Genomic DNA, 25493 nt, shown 5'->3' with positions numbered 1-25493 from the left:
GTCACGAGCCCGAAATCGGGCACCGATACGAGCAGGCAGGGGACCGCAACGGTGTTGACGCTCCACCGCGCCGAACGCGCCGGAACACTCGCGGCTGCACTGGCCGACATCCTGTCCGTGCCGTTGGACGATCCGTTCGTACCCGAGATCGTGTCGGTCCCGGCGAAAGGCGTCGAGCGGTGGCTCACGCAGCGACTGTCGAGCACACTGGGCGGATCGGATGGCGACGGTATCGCAGCGAACATCAACTTCCCGAGCCCTGCGCGGTTGGTATCGCGCGCCATTTCTGCGGTCGACGACATCGACCCCGACGACGATCCCTGGGCTCCGGGCCGGGTTCTCTGGACCGCGCTGGAGGTGATCGACGAGTGTCGCACCGAACCCTGGGCGGCGGTGCTGTTCAAGCACCTCGGTGCAGGTTCCGAGGATCATCGGGTGGGCCGCCGCTGGTCGACGGCTTCGCATGTGGCAGAACTGTTCCGCACCTACGGATCTCAACGTCCCCAGATGCTGCGCGACTGGTTCGACGGGCGTTTCACCGACGGCCACGGCGGCGATCTCGACGAGGACCTACTGTGGCAACCGCGAGTGTGGGCCGCGATGCGCGAGCGGATCGGCAGCCCGAGCCCAGCCGAACGACTGCCGCAGACCTGCGCACGACTCCGGGACGCACCGGAGTCGGTGGACCTACCGAGCCGGTTGTCGGTGTTCGGTCCTACCCGGCTGACAACCGATCAGCTCGAGATACTGAGTGCAGTGTCGCAGGCGCGCGACGTGCACATCTGGGTTCCGCATCCCAGCCCGTCGATGTGGCTCACCCTCGCCGAGATTCCGGCGGTGACGCGTCGACGAGACGACACGACAGCTCTGGCCGTCGAGCACCCACTGCTGGCCGGCCTGTCGCGAGACGTGCGAGAACTCCAGGCCACCATCGCGTCGGTGGCGACGCACACCGTGCATCACGAGGGCCCGGAAACAGCTGACACCCTGCTCGGCCGAATCCAAGCGGACATCACCGCCGATTCGCCTCCATCTGCCGAATTCGACGACGGCACAACGTTCGTGGACGGATCGGTGCAGATTCACGCCTGCCACGGACCGGCTCGGCAAGTCGAAGTGCTGCGCGAATCGTTGCTGCATCTGTTCACCGGCGACCCGACGCTCGAACCACGGGACGTACTGGTGATGTGCCCGGATGTCGAGACCTATGCGCCGCTGATCCGCGCGAACTTCGGGCAGGCGGCGCTGGTGCATCCTGGACACCGGTTGCGTGTGCGCCTGGCCGATCGGGGCCTGCGTCGCACCAACCCCGTCCTCGACGTCATCGCCACAGTGCTGGATTTCTCGGAGGGCCGGGTGACGGCGAGCGAGCTGCTGGACTTCGCCGCGAGTGGTCCGGTACGGGAGAAGTTCTCGTTCACCGACGACGACCTCGAGCGCCTGCGCGAGTGGGTGACGAGCTCCGGTGCTCGTTGGGGATTGACCGTTCGGCAACGAGAAGCATATGGCTTGAACGGTTTTCGACAGAACACCTTCAAATCGGCGCTCGATCGCATCCTGCTGGGAGTTGCCGCGGACGAGACTCGGAACGAATACCTCGACCTCGCACTACCTCTCGACGATGTCGACAGCAACGACATCACCCTCGCAGGCCGCTTCGCCGAACTGGTGGACCGGCTCGCCTCGGTGCTCCGCGCACTGGCCGGTCCGGCATCGGTGACCGAATGGACGCGGCAGCTGGGACGCGCACTCGATCTCCTTGCCGACGTGCCCACCGCCGACGAATGGCAACTGGCACAAGCACATCGCGAGATCTCCGACGCCACCGAACACGGCTGCACCGCCGAGCTACGTCTCGCGGACGTGCGTGCCATGCTGGCCGGCAGACTGGCCGGTCGACCCACCCGAGCGAACTTCCGTACCGGCGAGCTGACCGTGTGCACCATGGTGCCGATGCGCTCGGTGCCGCACCGAGTGGTGGTGCTGCTCGGACTCGACGACGAGGTGTTCCCCCGAGTGGGCAGTACCGACGGAGACGACATCCTCGCCCGTGATCCGGCCGTCGGCGAACGAGACATACGCAGTGAGGATCGGCAACTGCTCCTCGACGCGGTGATGTCGGCCGAGGAAAAGCTGCTCTTGTTCTACACCGGAGCAGACCCCGTCGACGGGTCGGCCAAGCCGCCCGCGATCCCGCTGCGCGAGTTGATGGACGTGCTCGAGGTGACGGCGGGCGGAAGCGTCGAACATCGGCATCCGCTGCAGCCGTTCGATCCGCACAACTTCGAAGCCGAGCACCCGTTCAGCTTCGACACGGTTGCCCTGGCCGGAGCGGTGTCCCAGCAACGGACGCCCGATCCAGTGGCACCGTTTCTGCCCCACGCGCTCCCTACGGCCGATCGCGGGGACGTCGAACTCGCCGAACTCATCGCCTTCGTCGAGAATCCGGTCCAGGCCTTTCTGCGGCAACGGCTCGGCTTCCGCGTTCCGGAGCTCGAGGACGACCTGGCAGACAGCCTGGACATCGAGCTCGATCCGTTGTCCCGGTGGAACATCGGTGATCGGATGCTCGCCGCAGTGCTCGCCGGTGGGGACATCGGAGAATTCGCCGACGCCGAGTGGCGGCGCGGCACCCTCCCGCCGTTCCACCAGGGCCGCCGGGAGATGTCCGACATCCGGCAAATCGTCGGAATCATCGCCGACGCGGCCGCCCCCTTCCACGAGGGTCCGGCCGAGACGATCGACGTCGCGGTCGATCTCGGCGGCGGACGCCGCCTGACCGGCACCGTCACCGGAATTCACGGCCGCACGCTGGCGCGCTCCTCGTACTCGCGCCTGGCCGCCAAGCATCGACTGGCCGCGTGGGTGCGTTTGCTGGCAGTAGCGGTATCGGAGGCAGGGGAGTGGAGCGCCGTCACCATCGGCCGCGCGAGCGGGATGCGCCCGCCTCGTCGCTCTCGGTTGAGCGCCCCGCGTGACCCCGTCGCGGTCCTGCGGGAGTTGGTGGACTTGCGTGATCGTGGAATGACCGCGCCGCTGCCGATATCGACCGGTACCGCGTCGGCGTACGCGGAGAAGCGGTTCGGTGGCGGATCCATCGAGGACGGCTACGACTCGGCCACGTGGGCTTGGCGGGGCGACTTCGGCGACGGGACCGATCGATCGTTGCGGTACGTGCATGGGTCGACCCTGTCGTTCCAGACATTGCTCGCCGCGGCCCCGCTCGCCGACGAGACCGAGCCGTCGAACGAGAAGAGCCGCTTCGGGATTCTCGCTCGAAAACTGTGGGACCCGTTGCTCACCGCCGAGAACATGGGGAACGCATGACTGCCGCCCACGGATTCGACCTGCTCGGTCCGATGCCGACCGGAACGACCGTGCTCGAAGCCAGCGCCGGGACCGGCAAGACGTACGCGATCGTGGGGTTGGCCGCGCGCTACATCGCCGAAGGGATCGCCGAGATCTCGGACCTGCTCCTGGTGACGTTCAGTCGGGCCGCGACCCAGGAACTCCGTGATCGCACCCGTAGCAGGTTCGCGTCGATCGCCCGGGACCTGGCAGACCCGGACGCCGCTCGTTCATCTGGGGATCCACTCGTGGCGTTTCTGGCAGAAGTCGACGACGCCGAAGTGGACCGGCGGCGTCGACGGTTGCGTAGGGCATTGTCGGATTTCGACGCCGGAACCATCGTCACCACTCACAGTTTCTGTCAGCGCATGCTCGACGGGCTCGGCATCGCAGGCGAGCGCGAACCGGAATCGGCCTTCGTAGAATCGGTCTCGGACCTGCTCGAACAGGTCGTGGACGACCTGTATCTGCAGATGTTCAGCGGTGACGACGAGGCACCGGCATTCAGCAGGCGGGATGCTCAGCAGTTGGCGTTGGCAGCTGTGGGTGACCAGCAGTCGATTCTGTATCCCGACACCGAGGACCTGGACGACGACAACCGCGAGCCCGCACTACGTGTGCGGTTCGCCCGGGAAGCGCGCCGGGAGATCGAACGTCGCAAACGCCTGCTCGGGGTGCGTGACTACAACGATCTTCTGGGACTTCTGCATTCGGTGTTGTCCGACCCCGTCCACGGCGAGGCCGCCTGCGCGCGAGTGCGAGACCGATTCCGCGTCGTGCTGATCGACGAGTTCCAGGACACCGACCCCATGCAATGGGACATTCTGCGGCGGGCGTTTCACGGCTTCACGACGCTCATCCTCGTCGGCGATCCGAAGCAGGCCATCTACGCGTTTCGCGGAGCCGAGGTACTGAGTTACCTCGACGCGGTGCAGACCGCGGACCATCTCTACGAGCTCACTGCCAATTGGCGAAGTGATTCGGGGCTGCTCGATGCCCTGCATCATCTGTACGGCGGCGCAGCCCTCGGGCACGACGACATCGTGGTGCACCGAGTCGAGGCTCGAAGCCCTCTCTCGCGCATGGTCGGCCATTCTCCCTTGCGGTTGCGCTATCTCCCTCGAACCGGCGCTGGTCCACTGCGGCAGGGTTTCCCGGCAGTCGACCGACTCCGATCCCGGGTTGCGGCAGACGTTGCGGCGGACATCGTCGAGCTATTGTCCGGACATGCCGTGATCGAGCGACCCGACGGCCCTCGGGTGATCGAACCGCGAGACATTGCCGTGTTGACCCGAACGACCAAGCAGGTGGCGTTGATTCGGGACGCACTCGACGCGGTCGGGGTGCCGTCCGTCGTGTCGAGCAGCACCAGCGTGTTCGGCACCGAGAGTGCCCGACACTGGCTGTGGTTGCTGCAGGCGATCGAGCAACCTCATCGCACCGACCGCGTACGCCTGGCCGCCTTGACTCCGCTGCTCGGGTGGACCGCCGCGCAGCTCGACTCCGGGGCCGAGGACGCGCTGTCCCAGGTCAGCAGTCGGCTGCGTGAGTATTCGGTGCTGTTCGACGAGGCCGGGTTCGCGGCAGTCTTCGAGCGGGTGTCGGCCCAGTCAGGACTCGATGCCCGGTTGCTCGCGGTCGAAGCCGGTGAGCGCACGATGACCGATCTGCGGCACATCGCCCAATTGCTGAATCGCGCAGCGGTATCGGAGTCCTACGGAATCACCGCTCTGACTCGCTGGCTGACCGACCGCATCAAGGAACCGGCTGCGGGCGGGTCGACCGACCGCAGTCGTCGACTCGACAGTGATTCCGCAGCAGTGCAGATCATGACGACACACGGCAGCAAAGGGCTCGAATTCCCGGTCGTCTATCTGCCCTACGCGTGGGACACGTTGTACTTCAGCAAGCCGTCGACGCTGTTGCTGCACGAGAACGGCACGCGAATCCGAGACGTCGGCGGACCGTCCGGAACGGGCTACGCGGCCAGGAAGATTCTCAACGACCAGGAGGAGGCAGGCGAGGAACTGCGATTGCTCTACGTCGGTCTCACCCGCGCCGAGTGCCGGATCGTGCTGTGGTGGGCGCCGGGCCGAAACACCGCGACGTCCTCGCTGCACCGCATGCTGTTCGGGCGCATCCCCGGAATTGCTCTGCCGGAGCCGTCGTACAAGGTTCTCGACGACGCGACGACCGCGAACCGGCTCCAATCCTGGGTCGGGTCGGCAGCCGGCCTCGTCTCCGTCGAACCGGTGGGGCCCGGTGAGCCGTCCACCGCACACTGGATTCGTCCCGAGCAACCGCACCTCGACGTCGCTGCCGCACGATTCGATCGAACCCTCGACCTCCTGTGGCGTCGGACGTCGTACTCCGCGTTGACAGCTCACGCTCACGACGCCGCACCCGTCCAGCCCGAGGTAGGAGTGACCAGCGAGGCCGAGCATCCCGAGAAGACGGACGAGCCTGCCGAAACGTCGGTGGGCGGTGAATACCCAGGAAGCGAGTACATCGACGAACAGCTGGACGGAATCGCGTCACCGATGAACGGCATGCCTGCCGGCGCGGCGTTCGGAACGCTCGTCCACGAGGCGCTCGAACACGTCGACACGTCCGCACCCGATCTGCTCGCGGAACTCGAACGTCGCTGCGCTGCGGCGGTCGCGTCGCGGATGGCGGAGGTCGATCCGGTGGCGTTGGCCCAAGCCCTACTACCGGTGATGCACACACCGTTGGGATTCGGGACGCTGGCAGACGTAGCGTCGTCGGACCATCTGGCCGAGCTCGACTTCGAGCTGCCCTTGGCCGGCGGAAACGATCCGGTGGCGGACACGGTCACGTTGAAGTCCGTGGCGCGCCTGTTGCGTCACCACCTCGATCCGGCGGACGTGCTCGCGTCCTATGCAGATCTGCTCGACGAGCTGGAGGCGACACCACTTCGCGGGTTCCTCACCGGAAGTATCGACTCGGTTCTGCGCGTGTCAGGACCGCGGTACGTCGTGGTGGACTACAAGACGAATCGAATCGCCAGAGGTGAGCTGACCACCGGCAACTTCACGCGCGAGAAGATGGCCCAGGAAATGATCCGCTCGCACTATCCGCTGCAGGCAATCCTGTATGCCGTTGCGCTGCATCGATATCTGCGATGGCGTCAATCGAATTACGACCCACACCTACACCTCGGCGGCATCCGATACCTGTTCGTGCGGGGCATGGTCGGACCGCAGACCCCCGACGGGTGCGGGGTGTTCGACTGGAATCCGCCCGCAGCTCTGGTGGTCGAGCTGTCGGACCTGCTCGCGGGGAAGGTGATTCGATGACCGGAGTCTCGATTGCGCTGCGCGGCAGTGGAATCCTGCGCACGTTCAACGACGTGGGTGTGCTGTCGGCATCCGACGTGCACGTGGCGTTGCGCCTCGGTGCCCTGGCCGGGGAGTCGTCGGAGCACGTACTGCTCGCCACTGCTCTGACGGTGCGCTCGGTGCGATCCGGCTCGGTGTGCCTGGATCTGCGACGACTGCGAGACGTCACCGTCGACGAGGATTCGGACGTCGATCCGAGCGCACTTCCGTGGCCCGAACTCGACGACGTGCTCCGAGCGCTGAGGGTGAGTCCACTGGTGCTCGGCAGTTCGAATGGACCGTTGAGGCCGCTGAAACTGGTCGACACCGATCAGGGTGAGCTGCTGTACCTGGACCGATACCATTTGCAGGAGAGCACCGTTCGAGATCTCCTCGACGTGCGTTCGCAAACCCACCCGGCCGCCGATGCCGTCGAGGTCAGCGACGCCTTGGCTGCGCTGTTCGTGGACGAATCGGGCGCACCGACGGCCGCTCCCGATCGACAGCGAATAGCGGCGGCTCTGGCGGCGACGCAATGGACCACGGTCATTGCCGGCGGACCGGGAACCGGAAAGACCCACACCGTGGCGAGAATTCTGGCGCTCCTCGTCCGCGAACACGGGAGCGATCTGCGCATCGGGCTGGCTGCACCCACCGGCAAGGCCGCAGCCCGACTGCAGGAGTCCGTGTCGGAACAAGCCGGGCTCCTCGGACTTCCTGCGGACCTCAAAGCAATGACGCTGCACCGACTGCTCGGATGGAAGCCCGGCAGCAAGACGAGGTTTCGACACGACGCCGAGAACCGGCTGCCGTACGACGTCATCGTCGTCGACGAAACTTCGATGGTGTCTCTGACGATGATGTGTCGGCTGCTCGAAGCCGTGCGTCCCGAGTCTCGGTTGATTCTCGTCGGCGACCCGGATCAGCTGACGTCGGTCGACGCAGGCGCGGTGCTTTCAGATCTGGTGGCCAGGCCGGTCACCGGCACCGAGAACCCGGTTCTGGCGCAGGTCGTCGACGAGGACTTCGCCGCAGCCGAGGATCCCGCAGAAGCGGCTCTGAGCGCGTTCGAGCGAGACCGACTTCGCGGCGGCGTCGTTCGGCTCAGTCGTGGTCGACGGTTCGGCGGAGCCATCGCTCGCTTGGCCGTGGCCGTGAGGGACGGCCGGGGCGACGAGGTGATGGCGTTGCTCGAGTCCGGTGCGGAGGAGATTTCGTTCCAGGGCCCCGACGACGTCGACGCGCTGCGTTCGGACGTGATCGACACCGCAGCCGAGGTCACCGCCGCCGCGGTACGCGGAGATGCCACCGCAGCACTGCTCGGGCTCGAGAAACATCGCCTCCTGTGCGCGCACCGTGAGGGTCGATGGGGGGTCTCGCGGTGGGACCGGCAGGCGATGGAGTGGGTAGGAGAAGGAAGCGGAACGTTTCTCGACCCCTCGCTCTGGTACCCCGGGCAGCCGTTGCTGGTGACGGCCAACGACCACGAGGCGAGGATCTACAACGGGGACACCGGTGTTGTGGTGTTGGGAGACAACGGAACTCCGATGGCGGCGTTTGCCCGAGGTCGTGGCCACGTCTTGATTCACCCGAATGTGCTCTCCTCGGTGCACACCGTGTACGCAATGACGATTCACCGAAGTCAAGGCAGTCAGTACGACACCGTCTCGGTTCTGCTGCCCGCCGAGGCATCGACACTGTTGACCCGAGAACTGCTGTACACCGCCATCACCCGCGCACGATCGCACGTACGGGTGATCGGTACCGAGGAGGCCATCCGCGCAGGCGTTGAACGTCAGGTGCTGCGGGCGAGCGGCCTGCGCCGAAAGATCCTGTAGTTCGTCAGATCCTGTTCGTCACCGGCACGCGTGCCGGTCTGCCCTCGTCACGGCGTCCATGCTGTGTGCGACCAGGAGCCAGGTGCGGGCAAGGTTTTTCCATACCGCGACCGAGTTCTCCCGACTCGCGTCGGCGGCGGGGCGAGCCCGAACAGCGGCCGATCGATACAGCGACAGTGCTCGAGCTTTCAACGCGTCGATATCGCCGTCGGCGCACACCGATCGAACAGTGTGCGCATCGACGCGCCGACCGACCAACTGGCACAACGCTTGCAGTGACCTCAGCTCGGCAGGAACGTCGTCGGATGCCTCCGACGGACTCTCGACCGCTGCGCCGGTCGTGCGACCGACCAACCCGCGCTGCAGGTCGACCGGTCCCGACGATGCACCGTCGGCCGCCACACTCCACACGCTCAGGAACGACGGATGCGGGACGTTCCAGATCTCTCGGAACGCGCGCGTGATCAGCTCCGCGACGAGCGCCGCGTCAGCTCGGGTGTCGGTTCGAGTGAGGTCGATGATCGATCCGTCTGCGACCGGCTTGCCTCGATCCAACCAACCGCAGTCGAGGAGCTGCACATCCATGGCCGTGGCGTCCGGGGCATCCGGGTACAGCAGTGAGGGCAGCGCTGCCACCGACACCAGCACGCCGCCGTCCGTCGCCGCCACATCGATGTACGGCCGCAATCCACGCTCGCCGGGGCTCGCCTGAGCGGCGGACACCGTGATGTAGTCCCGCCTCGGCAAGGTCCGAAGACGAGCATGCAGGTTTTCGGTGAACGTGGCCCACGCGAGCGCGGTGGTGGAGTCGAAATGGCCGTTCTGCAGTGCGGTCACGATGCAAACCCTCTTCTCGGACGAGAACTGATGCCTGTATCCGAGACCGTAGCGAGAGGGTCCGACAAGAACCTGAGTCAGTACACGTCGCGCAGGTAGCGCTTGGATTGTTTGAGGTCGTCGACGTAGTCCTCGGCGGCGTCGGGGGAGCGGCCACCATGTTCGGCGACGATCTCGTGCAGTGCCTCGTCGACGCTCTTGGCCATGCGTGCCGCATCGCCGCACACATAGAGCTGCGCACCCGCTTCGAGCCACCCGTACAGCTCCTTGCCTGCCTCACGCATACGGTGCTGGACGTAGATCTTCTGCGGCTGGTCGCGAGAGAAGGCCAGATCGAGTCGCGTCAGCAGACCGTTCCGCTCGAAATCGACTAGTTCGTCCTCGTACAGGAAGTCGCTCGCTCGATGCTGATCACCGAAGAACAGCCAGTTCTCGCCCGACGCGCCGCGAGCACCACGCTCGTGCAGAAATGCTCGAAACGGTGCCACTCCGGTTCCCGGCCCGATCATGATGATCGGGGTGTCGTCGGACGGGAGGCGGAACGATTTGTTGGCCGACAGGAACACTCCGGCCTGATGCCCGTCCCCGACGCGATCGGCCAGATACGTCGAGCAGACACCGCCGCGATCACGCTCGGCCGACCGATATCGGACCGTCGAGACGGTCAGATGCACGCTGCCCTCGTGCACGATCGGCGACGACGAAATCGAGTAGGCCCGGTGTTGCAGAGGACGCAGCAAACCGAGGAATTCCGCTGGATCGAACGCTCCCGACCGATCGAGATGGAGAACGTCCACGACGTCGCGACCCCACGTCCAGGCGTCGAACGACGCACGGTCGCCGTTCTGCAGAACGTGATCGAGCTCGGCGTCACCGGCGCGTTCGGCCACGGCCTCGATCAGATCCATGGACGGGATGCCGATCTCGTAGTCCGTGGTCAAGGCATCGGCCAAGGTGATCTCGCCGGATTTGGTGTGGACCGCGGTGTCGGCCGGCACACCCAGGCGCTCGATCACGGCCGAGACCAGCGCCGCGTCGTTGACGGGCTTGACGCCGAATCCGTCGCCGGCTTCGTAGGCGATGCCGCTGTCGCCGAGCGCGATCGAGAAGTGTCGAACTTCTTTGGCCGACGTGGGGCCGGAGAGGCGTCGGTTGCTCAGAATCTGCGCGCGGTAGGGATTCTTCCGATTCCACGGTGAGCGCTTCGATGCGGTCTTGGTGGCGCCGAGATCGCCGGTTCGAGCGTCGATGTCCTGTACCTGCCTTGTGGTAGTCGTCTCTGTCGGTCGACTGGGAGGTCGACCTGTTCGAACACTAATCGGGACCACTCACTCGCGGTGCAGGACCTCGATTCCGTCGACGGAGAAGACGACGTCGAATCCGCTCGCCAGCGCCCGGCTGATCGCCTGACGATCGCCGGTCTCGTCCGTCGGCCAACCCGCAGGCCGCTTCTGGTTGACGACGATCCAATCCGGGACGGTCGAATCGGTCGTGCGCTGTGGAAAGACCGACACGTCGTGGTCGGCGACGAGTTGCGCCACGAGATTGTTCGACGCCGCAACTCGATCACCGGCGGGAATCCACTCGGAGATTTCTCGGGCGGTCTCGGCCTGCGGATCGATCGTCCACTCCTGCGCGTGCACCACACGTGACATGGGCAGGAACGGCAATGCGACGACCGCGAACGCGGCCACGAACGCGACGATCAGCTTCCGGCCGCGTTCGGTGAGCTGACCGTGCCGGTGGCTACGCGCCAACGCGTCGAGCAATGCGACGAACACGATGACCATGAGGATCGCGTTGTAGTGGTAGATCGGCTTCCAGAAGTTGGTGTTGTCACTGAGAAAGCGCCACGCGACCGTCGGGACGGCGACCAGGAGCAGTGGAGAGCGCAGGGCGAAGAAGCCAGTGACCGCGAGCAGCAGAAAGGCGGTGGCCGCCCGTGAATCGCCGGCAACCAGACCGTGCGCGGTGTCGGCGATGCCTTCGCCGAGAGGAGGCAGCTTCGAGCCCTGGTCGTACGAGTTGTCCGAGCTGAGGGCCGGGATGATCACCTTGACTGCGAGAACCACCCAGGTCAGTCCCCACACAGCAGTCAGCGCCCCCAGGATGCGCGTTCGGCCGCTCGTCCACAGCGCCACCAGTGCCCCGATGACGATCACCGTCAGGCCCATGTCCTCTTTGACGAACACCAGGGGTAGAGCCCAGGCCAGGGCCGGGAGCCAGCGTCGGCCGACCAGAGCGACCATCGACATGGCCAGCAGGGGCATCGCGAACGCCACCTCGTGGAAGTCGAAGTTCAGCGCGGCCTGTATGCCCCACGACAGTCCGAATGCCGCGGCCGTCACGATGCCGACGATGGTGCCGAATTTCTGTACCGCCAGTCGGCTGATCGGAATCACGGCAAGCGCGAACAACACGGCTTGCGCGATCAGCAGCGTCTCGGCGTGCGGGAACACCCGGTAGAGCGGTCCCAGCAAGGCGGTGATGGGCGAGAAGTGATCGCCGAGCGTGTTGTAGCCGGTGCCGAGCAGGTCGGACGTCGGCGCGCGAAACTGCGAGTACGACGCGATCTGTTGAACGAATATCCCCAGGTCGAATCCGGATGTACGGAGCTGGCGATGGCCGAGGACGGACATCACCGAGTACAGGGTGGCCAGCACGGCGAACGAGACGGCAGGCACCAGCGTCTCGGCCGAGCGGAATCGTGCGCGCCGATCTGTGGTCGCTGTTTCGTCGGTCGCTGTTCTCTCGGTCGCTGTGTCGACACTGTCGGCATCGGTGACGACCGTGGATTTCTCGGTAGTGGTCACGAGAAGGCATGTCTACCGGACCGACGTGAGACGTTGCTGAGAACTCCAGGTCAGCGCTTGCGCTTCTTCGCGGGCTTGCGTCGTGGCGGCTGGGAGGTGAGGTGATAGTAGAGCGCATCCTCGGAGTCTTCGACCACCACATCGATGAAGTCGCCCACCTCCAGATAGTCGTTGACGGCGATCCGGTCGGTCGAGCCGATGACTGCTTTCACCGATCGAGCGGGAACGAGGCCTCTACGGCCGTCCGGTCCGACGGCGAGTGCATAGCGTGGACCGGTGCGGGTGACCCTGGCGCTGATGAAGTCCGGATCCTTCGGAATCGGGTCGGCCGCGAGCACGCCCCCGTCCTTCGACGCGGCCGTCAACGAGTCGAGCTGCGCGGCCAGATCGTCGGCCATCGCATCCACCTGATCGAGCAGGTGGGCCATGTGCGCGGCGTAGTCGGTGTGCTTCTTGGTCGGCTTGAGTGCCTCACCGGGCTTGTACATGTCCTCGTGGGTCAGCTCGCCCCAGGCGTCCTGCAGGCGCGTCTTGACCTGAACTTCCACCTTCACATCGAGGTCACCCTGATGTGTTGCCACTCGAACGACCAGCACGGCGTGGTACGCGCGGTAGCCACTCGGCTTGGGAAAGGCGACGTAGTCGGTGGGTGGTTGCGCGAATCGTACAGAGCATTCCGGGTCGTTGCACGCACGCTCGAGCGCAGCGACGAACGTCAGCTGATCGCGCGGGGTCTTGCACAGCACCTTGACGCCGACGAGATCGGGCAACGCCTCGGCGACGGCATCGGCGTCGGTCGGCTCGGTGATGCGGCCCTCGGAGAGATAGCGGCGCAGTTTGTCGGCCGATCTGCCCGGGTCCTTGATGCGTGCCGTCTGCGCATTCAATCGGTCTCGATCGACGTCCTCGAGAATTTCGTCGGCGATGGTCTCGAGGAAGTTCTGCGCAGTGACGAGAGCGGCTTCCCACGCTCGACGACGCTGCAGGTACAGCTCTTCGACCAAGTCGTCGATACTCGTTGCCGATGTCACGATGCCGAGGTTAACGCAGAAGTGTCGGCAAACCTTTCGGCGGCGCGCGTTCGAGCTGTGGCGCGACTGTGTCCGGTTTACGCTCTACCGCATGACCGTGGCCTCGGAACAGAAGGACGACTTCGTCGAGCAGTTCGATCCCTTTCGTCGTGAGTTGCTCGCGCACTGCTATCGCATGACCGGGTCGATCCACGATGCCGAGGACCTGTTGCAGGAGACGTACATTCGCGCGTGGCGGGGGTACGCCAAATACGAGGGCCGTTCGTCCCTGCGCACGTGGCTGTACCGAATCGCAACCAACACCTGTCTCACCGCTCTGGACGGCCGGGCGAAGCGTCCCTTGCCGACAGGCTTGGGTGCACCGAGTTCAGGCCCCACCGACGAACTGGTGCAGAACAACGAGATTCCGTGGCTCGAGCCGATCGCGGATTCAGATCTGGCGGATGCGAGTGATCCCGCCTCGATCGTGGTGGCCAAGGAATCCGTGCGGCTCGCCTTCGTCGCCTCGCTGCAACATCTGTCGTCGCGACAACGCGCGGTGCTGCTGATGCGCGAAGTGTTGCAGTGGAAAGCGTCGGAGGTTGCCGAGGTTCTCGCCACGACGACGACCGCAGTCAACAGCCTCCTGCAGCGAGCACGGGAGCGTCTCGACGAAATCGCGCCCGAGCTCGACAACGTCGAGCCCATCGAATGCGCGGAATTGCAGAAACTTCTCACCCAGTACGTGGAGTGTTTCGAGAGCTACGACATCGACCGACTGGTCACACTGTTCACCTCGGACGCGGTGTGGGAAATGCCGCCGTTCGTCGGGTGGTACCAGGGTGGCGAGACGATCGGATCTCTCATCCGCAACAACTGCCCCGCAAACGGAGCAGGCGATATGCGGATGGTGGCCACCTCTGCCAACGGTCAGCCTGCTTACGGGCTCTACATGCTGGCCGAGGACGGTGTGCACCGGCCGTTCCAGCTGCACGTTCTCGATATCGATGCCAGAGGGGTCGGGCACGTGGCCTGCTTCTTCGATCTGACTCTGTTCGATCGTTTCGGTTTGCCCGACCGCCTCTAGACGAAAGGTCGGTCAGCTCTCCGGGACGGCCGACGGATCCATCCACATCACTTCCCACACGTGGTTGTCGATATCTCGGAACGCCCGGCCGTACATGAACCCGTGATCCTGGGGCTCCATCCACTTCGATCCACCCGCCGCGATCGCCGCGTCGGCGAGCGAGTCGACCTCGTCGCGGCTGTCGGCTGAGACGCACATCAGCACCTCCCGGGCCGAGCCCGTGTCGCAGATCGAGTCGGAGATGAAGTCCTCGAATCGCGAAGCGGCCAGAAACATCACGGTCGCCTGATCGCTGACGACCATCGAGGCACAGTTCTCGTCGCTGAACACATCGTTGAACTCGAATCCGAGTCCCTCGAAGAATGCGCGGGTGGCGACGACGTCGCGGACGGGCATGTTGGCGAACAGCATTCGGGACATGGGTACACACCTTTTCTGGAAGAACCTGCTGCGTCGAACCGTCGAACAACGGTCTTGCTCGTACTGACAGCTGTCGATCCGAAAAATCATCGGGTGCAGAGGTGCCGACACGACGCGACCCCGCCGAGCGGATGCTCGACGGGGTCGCGGACTGCGAAGCTGAGGGGGCGTGTAGCTATCGCGTGATCTGCGCCAGGCGCGAGAGCATGCGTGAGAAGACGTGGCCGTCGTTGCCGAGGTCTGCATAGGGATCGGCAGCCTGGTCCGACTCGGTGGCGTCGGGCGTTGCCGCGGCAAGCGTGCGCGCCAGGCGGGTGCGACGCGCGATGGCGTCGAGGATGGTGGCGTCCAGCGTTGAAACTTCGTCGAAGAGCTGGTCGACGTCGGCTGTCGCGATATCGGCGTTGTCGGTGCCAATTGCGAGCGAATCGATCTGAACAGTCACATCGTCTCCTTTTGTTCGCGTCCTGAGGTGTGAGTCGTTCGGTCGGCCGGAACCGTTACAGCTCGACCCGTGTAAAAACGATGTTTCGTCGCCCAGACCAAGATGCCCACTCGACGGGCCTGGGCCAACCTCTTCGGGGTGTGATGCTGCATACAGTCCGGTCGGTTCCCCCACCTGCGGGTTCTCCGGACTGAGCGGCCCGAAGGATTCTTCTCGTGTTGTTCCGGGTAGCCACGGAGCAAATAACGTCGACTTTCGAGGAGTGAACGATGCGTTACGACTACCTGATCATCGGCGGGGGAATGGTTGCGGACAGCGCAGCTCGCGGAATCCGCGAGCAGGACGGGTCCGGCTCCATCGGCATACTCGGCGCGGACCCCGACGCGCCGTACACGCGCCCGGCGCTGTCGAAGAAACTGTGGACCGACCCGGAGTTCGGCCGCGATCAGGTCTCGCTCGACACGGCCTCCGACACCGGTGCAGAGGTGCACACCGGAACTCGAGTCGCGTCCGTCGACCGCTCGAACTCGTCGGTCACCACGGAATCCGGAGAACGCCACGAGTACGGACAGCTTCTCCTGGCAACGGGTGCAACGCCGACGCGCATCGAACTGACTCCCAGCCCCCGCGTGGTGTATTTCCGCACCTTCGCCGATTACCGGGCGCTGCGCGAGCTGACGAAGACCGCCGATCACATCGCTGTGGTCGGCGGCGGATACATCGGAACCGAAATCGCAGCTGCCCTGTCTCTTCAGGGTGTGAAGGTCACACTGGTGACGTCGGACGCCGTACTCGGTGGACACATGTTTCCGCCGAGCCTGGCTGCCGGCTTCGACAAGGGTTTCGGCGGCCACGGTGTGACCGTGCGCCGGGGAACGAGGGTCGTTTCCGGAGCCGAGGCGTCGGCGCGCGTGCAACTGCAACTCGACGACGGTTCGACCGTGGAGGCGGACGGAGTCGTGTTCGGACTCGGCGTGCGACCCGACACAGAACTGGCCGAATCTGCAGGGCTGGCAGTCGACGACGGCGTGATCGTGGACGAGTTCCTCCGGACCGAGGACGAACACGTCTACGCCGCCGGTGACGTGGCGAGCTACCCCGACGCCATCCTCGGACGCCGACGGATCGAGCATGTCGACAACGCGACCGAGATGGGCAAGGCCGCAGGACGCAATATGGCCGGCGCCGCGGATCCCTACACGTACACCCCGTACTTCTACTCCGACGTCTACGACGACGGCTATCAGGCGATCGGCACGGTGTCCACGACGCTGAATGTCGTCGAGGACTGGAAGTCCGTAGGAAAGGAAGGCGTCGTGTATTACCTCGACGACGATGCCGTCGTTCGGGGTGTACTGATGTGGAACGTCTGGGAGGGTCTCGACGTGGCGCGCACCCTGCTGGCCGAGAAGAAGCCGCAGACCGAGCAATCGTTGCGCGGACTGATCTGAACTTCTGGAACACTCGATGGCGAGCGATCAGTCGACGACACCGGCGATGCGGCGTGACCTAGGAGAGACGATGCCCGAGTTCGATGGCAGTGAGTCGGCCGAACAGCGTGCCCGATTCGACGACGAGGTCCACCGCCGCTGCGCCGACTGCCGGTTGCCCGGTCGCTCCGAGCCACTGTCCGACGCGGCCGCTGTCGCCATCGCGGCCGGGCGCGTGGACGAGGCTACCCGAGTCGTCCTCGTCGACCGATGGCATGCCGGACGCTCGCTGCCGTCGATCGGGGGTTTCGGCGCACTGCGCACTCTGGTGGACGAGCGCGATCGCTGGCTCGCCAAGGACACGACGAGCAAGCCCGGATCGGCTCTCGTGTACAGACTCCGAGCTGCCGAGTTGACCAAACGAATCAATCACCACCGCACCACCGTGGTGATGTCCAATCGGCACTACGCCACCGGAGTACGTGCGGCGCGTAAAGAGCGCCGGGAAGGTGTGCATCTCGACCTGGACCAGCGGGACGCGGTCTTCGATGCGTTGACGAGAACGCCTGCGCCACAGAAGTTCGGCCCGATCGCCGAGCGTGGCCTGTCGCTGGTGGATGCGGCCACGGATCGGGTGAGCACGCTGGCGCGCAAAACCCCGGTGGCCGACAGGGTCGAGTGGGCGACAGGAATGGTGGATCAGTTCGTGGACCGAAAGGACGACCGCTTCGACGATCGCTACGACACCCTGCTGTTCCTTGCCGGCACTTCGTTCGATCGGGTGCGTCGGTCGCCGGCATGGCAGTCGACGTACTTCGAGATCCAACGTAATCAGCTGGACCTGTTCGTCGAACTCACCGAGATCTCGGTCGATGCCACGTCGCTGTGTACGGTAGCGACCGAGCTGAACCGGATCGGTGAAACGATGGTCGACGAGGAGACCGCAGCGCAGGTCGAATCCCGCCGTGGCGCACTGGAAGTGGTGTGGAAACAGTTGACCGGACGGGTGGCCGCGCTGGTTCGACTCGCGAATGTGGTCGAGTCCTCGGAGACCGAGGCACGCACCTCGGACGCGATGGCCCGCGCGCACAGCTTGGACGATCGGATCGATGACCTCGTCGGGCGGTCGGGGAGCCGGGAGATGTCTGCCGAGAACACGCACTTCGTCGGTGATCAAGTGCGGACACAGTGGCGCGATTGAGTGCCGCCATCGGCACAGTGGCGCGACTGAGTGCCGCCAAAGGCACTCGGCCGCGCCACTGGCTCTAGGCGATGATTGCGAACAGAATTCCCGCGACGGCGAAGCTGACCACGGACAGAATTGTCTCGAGGACCGTCCACGTTTGCAGTGTCTGCTTGACGGTGAGGTTGAAGAACTTCGCGATGATCCAGAATCCGCCGTCGTTGACGTGGCTGGCGATGATCGAGCCCGCCGCGATGGACATGGCGATGAGTGCGACGGCCGGAGCCGAGTAGTCCTGCGCTGCTACCAGGGGTCCGACGATTCCGCCGGTCGTCACGATGGCCACCGTGGCCGAGCCCTGCGCCACGCGCAGTGCACAGCTGATGATGTAGGCCAAGACGATGATCGGTAGACCAGCGGCCGCCATGGTGTCGGCCAACGCGGTGCCGATGCCTGTGGCCGAGATGACCTTTCCGAAGAACGCGCCTGCCCCGACGACGAGCAGCAACATGCCCACGGGACGCAGAGATTCTCCGGTCAGTTTGCTCAATTCCTGGACTGTGGATCCGCGGCGGATTCCCAACACGTAGAACGCGATCAGTACTGCGATGAGTAGTGCGACGGCCGGTGTGCCGAAGAACGTGAGCACTTCGAGCAGGTTGCCGGGATCGAGCAGAATGCTGCCGAACGTGGCACCGAGGATCAGGACCAGTGGAACCGCAATGATCGCTCCGATGGTGCCCACCGACGGCGGCGTCGTGACGATCGGGCGCTTGGTCGCGACCGTGCCTGCGCCTCCACCCTCGGTGGTGCTCGCGTCGTCCCCGTCGTTGATGAACTCCTCTGGGACGTCGACGATGATGCGTTTGCCGATCCAGTTACCCCACACCAGGCCGGCGGCGATGAATCCTGGTATTCCGCAGATGAATCCGAACAGGATGAGCCAGCCCAGGTTCACCTCGAGCAACCCTCCGAGGGCAACCGGACCTGGATGTGGCGGCAAGAAAGCGTGCGTCATGGACAACCCTGCCAGCATCGGCAGCGCATAGAGCACCAACGACTTTCCGCCTTGACGCGCCGCCACGTACACCAGCGGTGCCAACACGAAGATGCCGATGTCGAAGAACACCGGGATGCCGAAGATCAAGCCCAGCAGGCCCATTGCGATGGGTGCTCCGCGTTCTCCGAAGACTCCCAGCAGCTTGGCGGTCAGTGCCTGTGCGCCACCGGACTTTTCGAGAATCGCGCCCAGTACCGTTCCCAGTCCGATGATGACTGCGATGTGCCCGAGGATGCCGCCGAACCCGGTTTCGAGAAGCGATTCGTTGCTCTTGATGGCGGTGCCGACTATCTCGTTGACGGGCAAACCGGCAGCGAGAGCCAAGCCGAGGCCGACGATGAGAAGTGCGATGAACGGTTCGAGTTTGACCTTGATGATGACGACGAGCAGTACGGCAATTGCGATGCCGCACAATATAAGTAGACCTGGCGTGGAGGTTCTGAGCCAGTCGACGACAGAATTCATGACGAGCCTTCCTTGATGTCTGCACTGATAGCCGCCACGAACGTCTGCGCTCGAACGGTGATGTCGTCCCACTGGGCGGCCGCAACCGACGCCGGTGGAACCACATCGGTGCCTGCAGTCACTGCGACGGCACCGGATGCCAGGAACTGAGCAGCGTTGCCCGCGTTGACGCCCCCGGACGGAACGAGTTGTGCGTCGGGGAAGGGGCCGAGCAGATCCTTGAAATACGCGGGCCCGACGGTCCGAGCCGGAAAAATCTTCACGGCATCCGCTCCGAGATCGAGGGCGGTCATCACCTCCGACGGGGTGAGCGCGCCCATCATCAGCGGGATCCCGGCGTTGGTGACGATCGCGGCAACGTCGGGACGCAGCCCGGGGGTCACGACGAAGTGCGCCCCTGCGTCGATCGCCGACCGCGCTTGGTCGGCGGTCAGTACGGTGCCCGCCCCGACGAGGGCACCTGCGTTCGATGCCGCGCGGATCAGTTCGAGGACGCCGGGTGTGGTGAAGGTCAGCTCGAGCGCGCGAATTCCTCCGCGCGCGAGGGCAGCTGCCAACGCAGCAGGATCTGAGATGTGCGGGGCGCGGACCACCGACAGTGCGCGGTCCTCGAGAATCGTCGTCAGTGCGTTCATGATGTTTGCTTTCCGGTGGGATTCATCCGCAGGGCGTGGCCTGCCAGTGAGTGAGTGGGGCGTTGATCGTCGATGGCGAACGCGCCGTTGACCATGACGTGGCTGATGCCCTCGGCCTGTTGCTTCGGGTTCTCGAACGTGGCGGTATCGCGCACGGTGGCCGGGTCGAACAGGACGAGATCGGCTGCGTGCCCTTCGGCGATCGTGCCGCGGGCGCGCAGGCGGAGCCGCGCAGCGGGACGACCGGTCAGGTGATTGATGCAGTCCTCGAGTGAGAGCAGCTGCTCGTCCCGAACGTAGTGACCCAAATAGCGGGGGAACGTTCCCCAGGCGCGTGGGTGCGGCTTCTCGCCGACCAGGATCGCGTCACTGCCGCCCATATGGCGTGGATGCGCCATGATCTCGCGCACGTTCTCCTCGTGTCCGACGTGCTGCAGGATGGTGGTGGCCAGCGCGTCTCGGCGAAGGAAGTCGAAGAACACGTCCACCGGGGACCGACCCGTCTCGGCCGCGATGTCGGACATCGTGCGCCCGACGTAGCGATCGAGCTCCGGATTCGCCACTCCACTGAGCTGGATGGTCTCCCACTCGACGGTCACGCCATGGCAGCCGTCGGACCCGTCGACGTCGACATCCTGTGCGATGCGTCGACGCATGTCCGGATCGTCGAGGCGTTCGAGCGCGCGGTCGGGGCCACCGGACATCGCCCAACTCGGCAGCAGCGCAGACAGAGTGGTGGCTCCGGGCAGATATGGATACGTGTCGAGGGTGACGTCGCATCCGTCCGCGATCGCAGAATCGACGCGGTCCAAGAACTCACGTGCCCGGCCCCGATTGACGCCGAAGTTCATCGTCGCGTGAGTCAGATGCAGCGCACATCCCGTCTCCCCGGAGAGATCGAGCATCTCCTGGTATGCGTCGAGCGCGCCCGCGCCGTACGACCGAGTGTGCGGTGCATAGAACCCACCGAAGTCGGCGACGACCTCGCACAGTGCTCGTAATTCGCTTGTGTCCGCGTACATTCCGGGTGTGTACGTCAAACCGCTCGACATCCCGACGGCACCCTCCTGCAATCCCTGGGCCAGCAACTCCTGCATGTGGGCGATCTCGGACGGCGTCGCGGGTCGCTGATCAGGGCCCACCGCGAGGTATCGCAGTGTTCCCTGGGGAACGAGATAGGCAGCGTTCGGAGTGATCCCCTGGTCGAGGCGAGCGAGGTACTCCGAGACCGAACGCCACGAGAAGTCGAGGTCGACGGGATTGCCGTTCCACCCGGCGATCTGACGCCGCACCACATCGAGCGTCGCGTCGTCGATCGGAGCGTAGGCGATCCCGTCCTGTCCGATGACCTCGGTGGTGACGCCCTGACTGATCTTCGGGAAGTGGTCGGGGTCGGTCAGTAGACGCAGATCGGAATGGGCATGCATGTCGATGAACCCAGGGGACAGGACCTGCCCCGGAGTCGCGTCGACAATTCTGTCGGCACCGCGAACGGTGCCGGGTTCGGCGATCGAGGCGATGATTCCGTCGCGTACGAGCACGTCACGACGCAGGCGTGGCGATCCGGTGCCGTCGATGACGTCGGCACCTCGAAAGAGGATATCGGGCATGAGGTTTCGGCTCTCTAGAAGAATGTGTGTACGAGATCGACGACGCGGGGATCGTCGCCATCGGCGTCGTCGACGACGGGAACCAGACGCCACTTGTCGAAGGCGGTGCACGGGTGAGACAGGCCCAACCGCACCACCGATCCCACCGGCAGCGCCGTGCTGTCCTCGGCCGGTAGGCGAAGGAACGCGTGCTGATCGTTCAGTGCTGTGATGTCGGCACCGGAATCGAGAGTCTCGGTTCCCCGAATCAACTGGGGGACGGGCAGACCTTCGTCGAACGGAAAGTCCCGCTTGCCTGCATCGAGCAGCGCAAGACCGGGCTCCGGCCGGGAGACCGTCCGAGCCCATCCGTGCATCGCCGACATCAGCGGCGCGTCGGTGCGGGCGGGAGTGAGTGGTGAGATCTGTGAGTAGAAGCCGTCGTCGTGCACCACATAGGCGCCCGAGCGCAGCACCACGTCGGTAGGTACACCCTCTCCGGTAGTGAGGGAGTGCAACCGCTCGACAACAAGGTCCTGGTAGGCGCTGCCGCCGGCGGTCACGATCGCATGGTCGCCGTACAACCCTTCGGCATCGAGCGCGCGATGGAGGGCGGCGACGTTGTCGAGATAGCTCCGAACCGCCGCGAGGCCGCTGTCGGTCCGGTCGTGGCTGAGTGCGCCCTCGTAGCCGCCGACCCCGGCCAGGGTCAGCCGCGGCGACGACGCGATCGCACGAGCGACCGAGGTCGCTTCGTCGGTCGTCCGCGCGCCGGTTCGTCCGTGCGGGCCACCGAGTTCGACGATGACTCGGATGGAGCGTGTTCCCTGCGCAGTCAGTATGCGGTCCATCTCGTGCACCGTTGCGACGCTGTCCGCCCAGCAGTAGAACTCGAATGTCGGATGCGAATCCAGTTCGGCCGCAATCCACGTCAGCGCAACAGGGTCGATCTCGGCATTGGCAAGAACGATCCGTTCGACCCCGAACGCACGCGCTGCCTGGACCTGCCATCCGGTTGCGAGGGTGATGGCCCAGCTTCCCGCGTCGAGTTGGTGCTTCCACAGTTGAGGGGCCATCGACGTCTTGCCGTGAGGTGCGAGCAGCACTCCTGCGCGCGCGGTCCACTCGGCCATGACCGAGATGTTCGAAGCGATGCGTGCACGGTCGAGAGTGAGTACGGGCGTAGTGAACTCGGAGAGCCGTGGCGACGTGGCGAGAAAGCTCTCGATGGTGTGCCCCCACGACCTGGGGGGCAGCGCCTTGTGCTCGGGTCCGAGCACTCGTCGGCTGAGTGCCTCGACGGCATCGGTGTCGATCACGGTCGTCTCCTCGGTGTCGAAAGATCCGCATTGCGTTGCGTAGTTTGCAACGCTAGTTGCGCAATGTGTTTATGGTTTGTAGTCTGCAACGAAAGTCAGCGTTCCCGCAAGAGTTCGAGGAGATCGACGTGAAAGCACCACGAGCGGTGTGTGTAGGCGAAGGCCTCGTCGTTCTGGTTGCCGAGCCCGGCCCACTGGAGAAGTCGAACACGTTCCACCGCACGGCCGGGGGCGCAGAAGCCAACGTGGCCAGAGTGTTCGGTCAATTGGGCGTCGATGCATCGTGGATCTCGCGAGTGGGCGACGACGGATTCGGCCGGTACCTTGTCGGCCAATTGGTCGCGGCAGGTGTCGACACCTCCGGTGTGACGATCGACGACGAGCGACCCACGGGAATGTATGTGAAGCAACGCGGCTCGGGTTCCGGCGACCGCCACGACCTCGCATGCCGAGACAGTGCGATGACGTACTTCCGTGCCGGCTCGGCTGCGAGCGCCCTGTCGCCCAGAGACATCGACGGGCATGCGGCGAACCTGGTTGCCCGTGCCGACCTGATCCACTTCACCGGAATCACCGTGGCCATCTCCGATACCGCGGCCGACCTGACGAGGTCCTTGATGGATCTACCCGCCGTTGTCAGCTTCGATCTGAACTATCGGCCGGCGCTGTGGAAGTCTCGGCCGGACGCAGCCGCAGATGTGCTCGGTGAACATGTTCGAGGAAGCGATGTGGTGGCCATGGGTGCCGACGAAGCTGCGATGGTGTTCGGCACATCGGATCCCGCCGAGCTGCGCGAGATGTTTCCGCAACCACACCACCTGGTCATCAAGAACGACGCGCACACCGTGACGGCGTTCGAGGGAACCTCTCGGGTCGACGTACCGGCGCTGAAGCTCGACGTAGTCGAAAAGATCGGCGCCGGAGACGCGTTCGCGGGCGGATATCTGACCGGACTGCTGTTGGGCAGAAGTTCCGTCGAGCGCGTTCGGTTCGGGCATCTGTGCGCGGCGGGTGCCCTGACCGGGCACGGCGACATCGCCTCGGTGCTGCCCCTGGCGGTGCTGACCGAACTGGCCGAACTGCACGACGCCGATTGGGCGAGGCTGAATTACGCAGCCACTGCCGCGCGTCACTCGGAGGTATCGCAGTGAGTCAGAGTCTCGCGCGGGCGATGACACTTCTCGGCTTGCTCGGCGACGGACCGCGATCACTCGACGAGCTGGCGTCGGTCCTCGAGGTCCACAAGACGACCGTGCTGCGGCTGCTTCGCACGATGGAAGCCGACAGATTTGTCCAGCACGACGAGGATCACCGGTATCAGCTCGGATCCAGGTTGTTCGAGCTCGCCAACCATGCGCTCGAACAGCGTGACGTTCGGAGCATCGCCCGGCCGCACCTGGCGGAACTCAACACGATCACCGGTCAGACCATTCACTTGGCAACGTACGAAGCGGGTGAGGTGATCTACATCGACAAGTTCGACGCCAAACAAAGCGTGCGGATGTATTCGCGGGTCGGCAAGCCTGCGCCGTTGCACTGCACAGCCGTCGGGAAGGTTCTGATCGCTGCACGCCCACAGGTAGAGCGTGAGCAGATTGCGCAGCGCATCACCTACACGCCTTTCACCGAACGAACTATCAGAACGGCAGAGCAGTACTTGCGTGAGCTGGACCTCGTGCTCGCACAGGGATTCGCGGAGGACCGCGAGGAGCACGAGACGTTCGTCAACTGCATCGGCTCCGCTGTGCGCAACGGAACCGGCGATGTCGTGGCAGCAGTCTCGATGTCGGTACCCGACATGCTCCTCGACCATGACCAAGTACTGGAAACGCTGCCCGAGGTGCAACGGACCGCTGCCGCAATTTCCGAGGGGCTGGGCTGGCAGCCGCAGGAACTCCATGACCGTATGACAACCGATGAGAGCCCGATGGAAGGAAAACAATGAGCGAGAAGATCGAAATTCGCACCACAGGAGCCCCGGCACCCGCCCACACGTTCTCCCAGGGAGTGCGGAAGGGCTCGTTCGTGCAGGTATCCGGACAGGGCCCGGTGGATCCTGCTACCAGCGAATACCTGTACCCCGGCGATGTCGCTGCCCAGACCACCCGCACTCTCGAGAACGTCAAAGCCATCGTCGAGGCCGGCGGTGCGACGTTCGACGATGTCGTGATGCTGCGCGTGTACCTGACCAAGCGTGAGGACTTCTCGACCATGAACGACGCTTATGGTGCGTTCGTGTCCGCACACACCTCCGGTGACGTACTGCCGAGTCGCACCACGGTGTTCACAGGACTGCCGAGGGAAGAGATGTTGGTCGAGATCGATGCCGTCGCGATCGTCTGACGGAGCTCTGATCGGGTTGCCTGGTCAGATGTTCACGCAGAAATTACATCTGACCAGGCGATTTGCGTATGTGTTGGTCTTGGCGTAACTTTTGTCGAGTCAGAGCGACACGGACACCGACCCGGTCTTCACGGACTGGGACAACGAGGTTGTACGGAGTGTGCACTGAACAACCCAGGCAAGGCTTGAAAGTAATCAGCCATGTCTGGGGTTCGAGCGTGTAAGCCCCGGAGTTACCGTGCAAGCGGCAGTGACGGTGTGTGCGTGTTCTTTGAGAACTCAACAGTGTGTCGATGAATGTCAGTGCCGAATTTTATTTGGTGAATGCATTCG

The 25493-nt window shown here is 64.6% G+C and carries 19 protein-coding genes; 9 read left to right on the top strand and 10 right to left on the bottom strand.

All coding sequences use genetic code 11. The features are described from left to right. Nucleotides 1-51 precede the first annotated feature (51 nt). The 3 genes from recC to recD are packed head-to-tail and all read left to right on the top strand — an operon-like array spanning nucleotide 52 to nucleotide 8524. Nucleotides 52-3327, top strand: coding sequence for an exodeoxyribonuclease V subunit gamma (gene recC / locus R4P57_RS18430; protein ID WP_317804266.1), 3276 nt, complete (start codon nucleotides 52-54; stop codon nucleotides 3325-3327). Continuing rightward, on the top strand, nucleotides 3324-6665 hold the full coding sequence (locus tag R4P57_RS18425) for a UvrD-helicase domain-containing protein (protein WP_317804265.1): 3342 nt from the start codon (nucleotides 3324-3326) through the stop codon (nucleotides 6663-6665). Before recC ends, R4P57_RS18425 begins: the two co-directional genes overlap by 4 nt. Beyond that, nucleotides 6662-8524, top strand: a complete 1863-nt coding sequence (recD, locus tag R4P57_RS18420) for an exodeoxyribonuclease V subunit alpha (protein WP_317804264.1) — start codon at nucleotides 6662-6664, stop codon at nucleotides 8522-8524. Before R4P57_RS18425 ends, recD begins: the two co-directional genes overlap by 4 nt. Before the next feature lie 18 nt (nucleotides 8525-8542). On the opposite strand, the gene R4P57_RS18415 is transcribed toward recD, so the two are convergent. The 4 genes from R4P57_RS18415 to R4P57_RS18400 all read right to left on the bottom strand — a co-directional run bounded on the left by R4P57_RS18415 (nucleotide 8543) and on the right by R4P57_RS18400 (nucleotide 13205). Beyond that, the gene (locus R4P57_RS18415) at nucleotides 8543-9361 is read right to left on the bottom strand and encodes a TY-Chap domain-containing protein (RefSeq protein WP_317804263.1); all 819 of its coding nucleotides are present in this window, start codon (nucleotides 9359-9361) and stop codon (nucleotides 8543-8545) included. A 77-nt stretch (nucleotides 9362-9438) separates the two neighbouring features. Continuing rightward, the gene (locus R4P57_RS18410) at nucleotides 9439-10689 is read right to left on the bottom strand and encodes a sulfite reductase subunit alpha (RefSeq protein WP_317804262.1); all 1251 of its coding nucleotides are present in this window, start codon (nucleotides 10687-10689) and stop codon (nucleotides 9439-9441) included. Further along, a complete protein-coding gene (locus R4P57_RS18405; protein ID WP_317804261.1) occupies nucleotides 10690-12174 on the bottom strand; it encodes a DUF2079 domain-containing protein in 1485 nt (494 codons plus the stop codon). A gap of 50 nt (nucleotides 12175-12224) precedes the next feature. Continuing rightward, on the bottom strand, nucleotides 12225-13205 hold the full coding sequence (locus R4P57_RS18400) for a GTP pyrophosphokinase family protein (RefSeq protein WP_094613371.1): 981 nt from the start codon (nucleotides 13203-13205) through the stop codon (nucleotides 12225-12227). Between the two features lie 91 nt (nucleotides 13206-13296). Here R4P57_RS18400 and R4P57_RS18395 point away from each other — a divergent pair, with 91 nt between their 5' ends. Beyond that, nucleotides 13297-14271: a sigma-70 family RNA polymerase sigma factor gene (locus tag R4P57_RS18395; RefSeq protein ID WP_317804260.1), complete on the top strand. Its 975-nt coding sequence runs from the start codon at nucleotides 13297-13299 to the stop codon at nucleotides 14269-14271. 12 nt (nucleotides 14272-14283) lie between these two features. Here R4P57_RS18395 and R4P57_RS18390 read toward each other — a convergent pair whose 3' ends face one another. Continuing rightward, nucleotides 14284-14691 carry a VOC family protein gene (locus R4P57_RS18390; protein WP_317804259.1) on the bottom strand — a complete coding sequence of 136 codons (408 nt, stop codon included), beginning with the start codon at nucleotides 14689-14691 and terminating at the stop codon, nucleotides 14284-14286. Nucleotides 14692-14866: 175 nt separating this feature from the next. Then, a complete protein-coding gene (locus R4P57_RS18385; RefSeq protein WP_317804258.1) occupies nucleotides 14867-15136 on the bottom strand; it encodes a hypothetical protein in 270 nt (89 codons plus the stop codon). A gap of 269 nt (nucleotides 15137-15405) precedes the next feature. On the opposite strand from R4P57_RS18385, the gene R4P57_RS18380 reads away from it, so the two are divergent. Both R4P57_RS18380 and R4P57_RS18375 read left to right on the top strand, forming a co-directional pair. Beyond that, nucleotides 15406-16587 carry an FAD/NAD(P)-binding oxidoreductase gene (locus R4P57_RS18380; protein WP_317804257.1) on the top strand — a complete coding sequence of 394 codons (1182 nt, stop codon included), beginning with the start codon at nucleotides 15406-15408 and terminating at the stop codon, nucleotides 16585-16587. 70 nt (nucleotides 16588-16657) lie between these two features. Next, the gene (locus tag R4P57_RS18375) at nucleotides 16658-17767 is read left to right on the top strand and encodes a hypothetical protein (RefSeq protein ID WP_317804256.1); all 1110 of its coding nucleotides are present in this window, start codon (nucleotides 16658-16660) and stop codon (nucleotides 17765-17767) included. Between the two features lie 64 nt (nucleotides 17768-17831). Here the strand turns inward: R4P57_RS18375 and R4P57_RS18370 are convergent, their stop codons facing one another. From R4P57_RS18370 to R4P57_RS18355, 4 genes are read right to left on the bottom strand one after another with little or no spacing between them, the layout of a single operon-like run. After that, complete coding sequence (locus tag R4P57_RS18370; RefSeq protein ID WP_317804255.1) at nucleotides 17832-19274, bottom strand: gluconate:H+ symporter; 1443 nt, start codon at nucleotides 19272-19274, stop codon at nucleotides 17832-17834. After that, nucleotides 19271-19909 carry a bifunctional 4-hydroxy-2-oxoglutarate aldolase/2-dehydro-3-deoxy-phosphogluconate aldolase gene (locus tag R4P57_RS18365; RefSeq protein WP_317804254.1) on the bottom strand — a complete coding sequence of 213 codons (639 nt, stop codon included), beginning with the start codon at nucleotides 19907-19909 and terminating at the stop codon, nucleotides 19271-19273. The genes R4P57_RS18370 and R4P57_RS18365 overlap by 4 nt, the downstream gene beginning before the upstream one ends. Then, nucleotides 19906-21519: a D-aminoacylase gene (locus R4P57_RS18360; RefSeq protein ID WP_317804253.1), complete on the bottom strand. Its 1614-nt coding sequence runs from the start codon at nucleotides 21517-21519 to the stop codon at nucleotides 19906-19908. Before R4P57_RS18360 ends, R4P57_RS18365 begins: the two co-directional genes overlap by 4 nt. Nucleotides 21520-21533: 14 nt before the next feature. Further along, complete coding sequence (locus R4P57_RS18355; RefSeq protein WP_317804252.1) at nucleotides 21534-22817, bottom strand: alanine racemase; 1284 nt, start codon at nucleotides 22815-22817, stop codon at nucleotides 21534-21536. Nucleotides 22818-22945: 128 nt separating this feature from the next. On the opposite strand from R4P57_RS18355, the gene R4P57_RS18350 reads away from it, so the two are divergent. Genes R4P57_RS18350 through R4P57_RS18340 form a run of 3 tightly spaced genes read left to right on the top strand, consistent with a single transcriptional unit; the run spans nucleotide 22946 to nucleotide 25160 of the window. Further along, nucleotides 22946-23968 (top strand): sugar kinase, encoded by a 1023-nt coding sequence (locus R4P57_RS18350; RefSeq protein ID WP_317804251.1) that lies wholly within the window; start codon nucleotides 22946-22948, stop codon nucleotides 23966-23968. Next, nucleotides 23965-24762: an IclR family transcriptional regulator gene (locus R4P57_RS18345; protein WP_317804250.1), complete on the top strand. Its 798-nt coding sequence runs from the start codon at nucleotides 23965-23967 to the stop codon at nucleotides 24760-24762. The genes R4P57_RS18350 and R4P57_RS18345 overlap by 4 nt, the downstream gene beginning before the upstream one ends. Then, nucleotides 24759-25160, top strand: coding sequence for a RidA family protein (locus R4P57_RS18340; RefSeq protein WP_317804249.1), 402 nt, complete (start codon nucleotides 24759-24761; stop codon nucleotides 25158-25160). Before R4P57_RS18345 ends, R4P57_RS18340 begins: the two co-directional genes overlap by 4 nt. Nucleotides 25161-25493: the final 333 nt, after the last annotated feature.

It is taken from the genome of Rhodococcus sp. IEGM 1330 (assembly GCF_033142445.1).
Classification (GTDB): domain Bacteria; phylum Actinomycetota; class Actinomycetes; order Mycobacteriales; family Mycobacteriaceae; genus Rhodococcoides.
The sequence above is the reverse complement of the archived record's forward strand: the minus strand, read 5'-3'. Positions and strand labels throughout refer to the sequence as shown.

Bases quoted from the DNA above. Each gene is read 5' to 3' on its own strand.
- R4P57_RS18425 (WP_317804265.1), top strand. From the start codon at position 3,324: ATGACTGCCGCCCACGGATTCGACCTGCTCGGTCCGATGCCGACCGGA.
- R4P57_RS18360 (WP_317804253.1), bottom strand. From the start codon at position 21,519: ATGCCCGATATCCTCTTTCGAGGTGCCGACGTCATCGACGGCACCGGA.
- recD (WP_317804264.1), top strand. From the start codon at position 6,662: ATGACCGGAGTCTCGATTGCGCTGCGCGGCAGTGGAATCCTGCGCACG.
- R4P57_RS18390 (WP_317804259.1), bottom strand. From the start codon at position 14,691: ATGTCCCGAATGCTGTTCGCCAACATGCCCGTCCGCGACGTCGTCGCC.
- R4P57_RS18365 (WP_317804254.1), bottom strand. From the start codon at position 19,909: ATGAACGCACTGACGACGATTCTCGAGGACCGCGCACTGTCGGTGGTC.
- R4P57_RS18340 (WP_317804249.1), top strand. From the start codon at position 24,759: ATGAGCGAGAAGATCGAAATTCGCACCACAGGAGCCCCGGCACCCGCC.
- R4P57_RS18375 (WP_317804256.1), top strand. From the start codon at position 16,658: ATGCCCGAGTTCGATGGCAGTGAGTCGGCCGAACAGCGTGCCCGATTC.
- R4P57_RS18380 (WP_317804257.1), top strand. From the start codon at position 15,406: ATGCGTTACGACTACCTGATCATCGGCGGGGGAATGGTTGCGGACAGC.
- R4P57_RS18370 (WP_317804255.1), bottom strand. From the start codon at position 19,274: ATGAATTCTGTCGTCGACTGGCTCAGAACCTCCACGCCAGGTCTACTT.
- R4P57_RS18395 (WP_317804260.1), top strand. From the start codon at position 13,297: ATGACCGTGGCCTCGGAACAGAAGGACGACTTCGTCGAGCAGTTCGAT.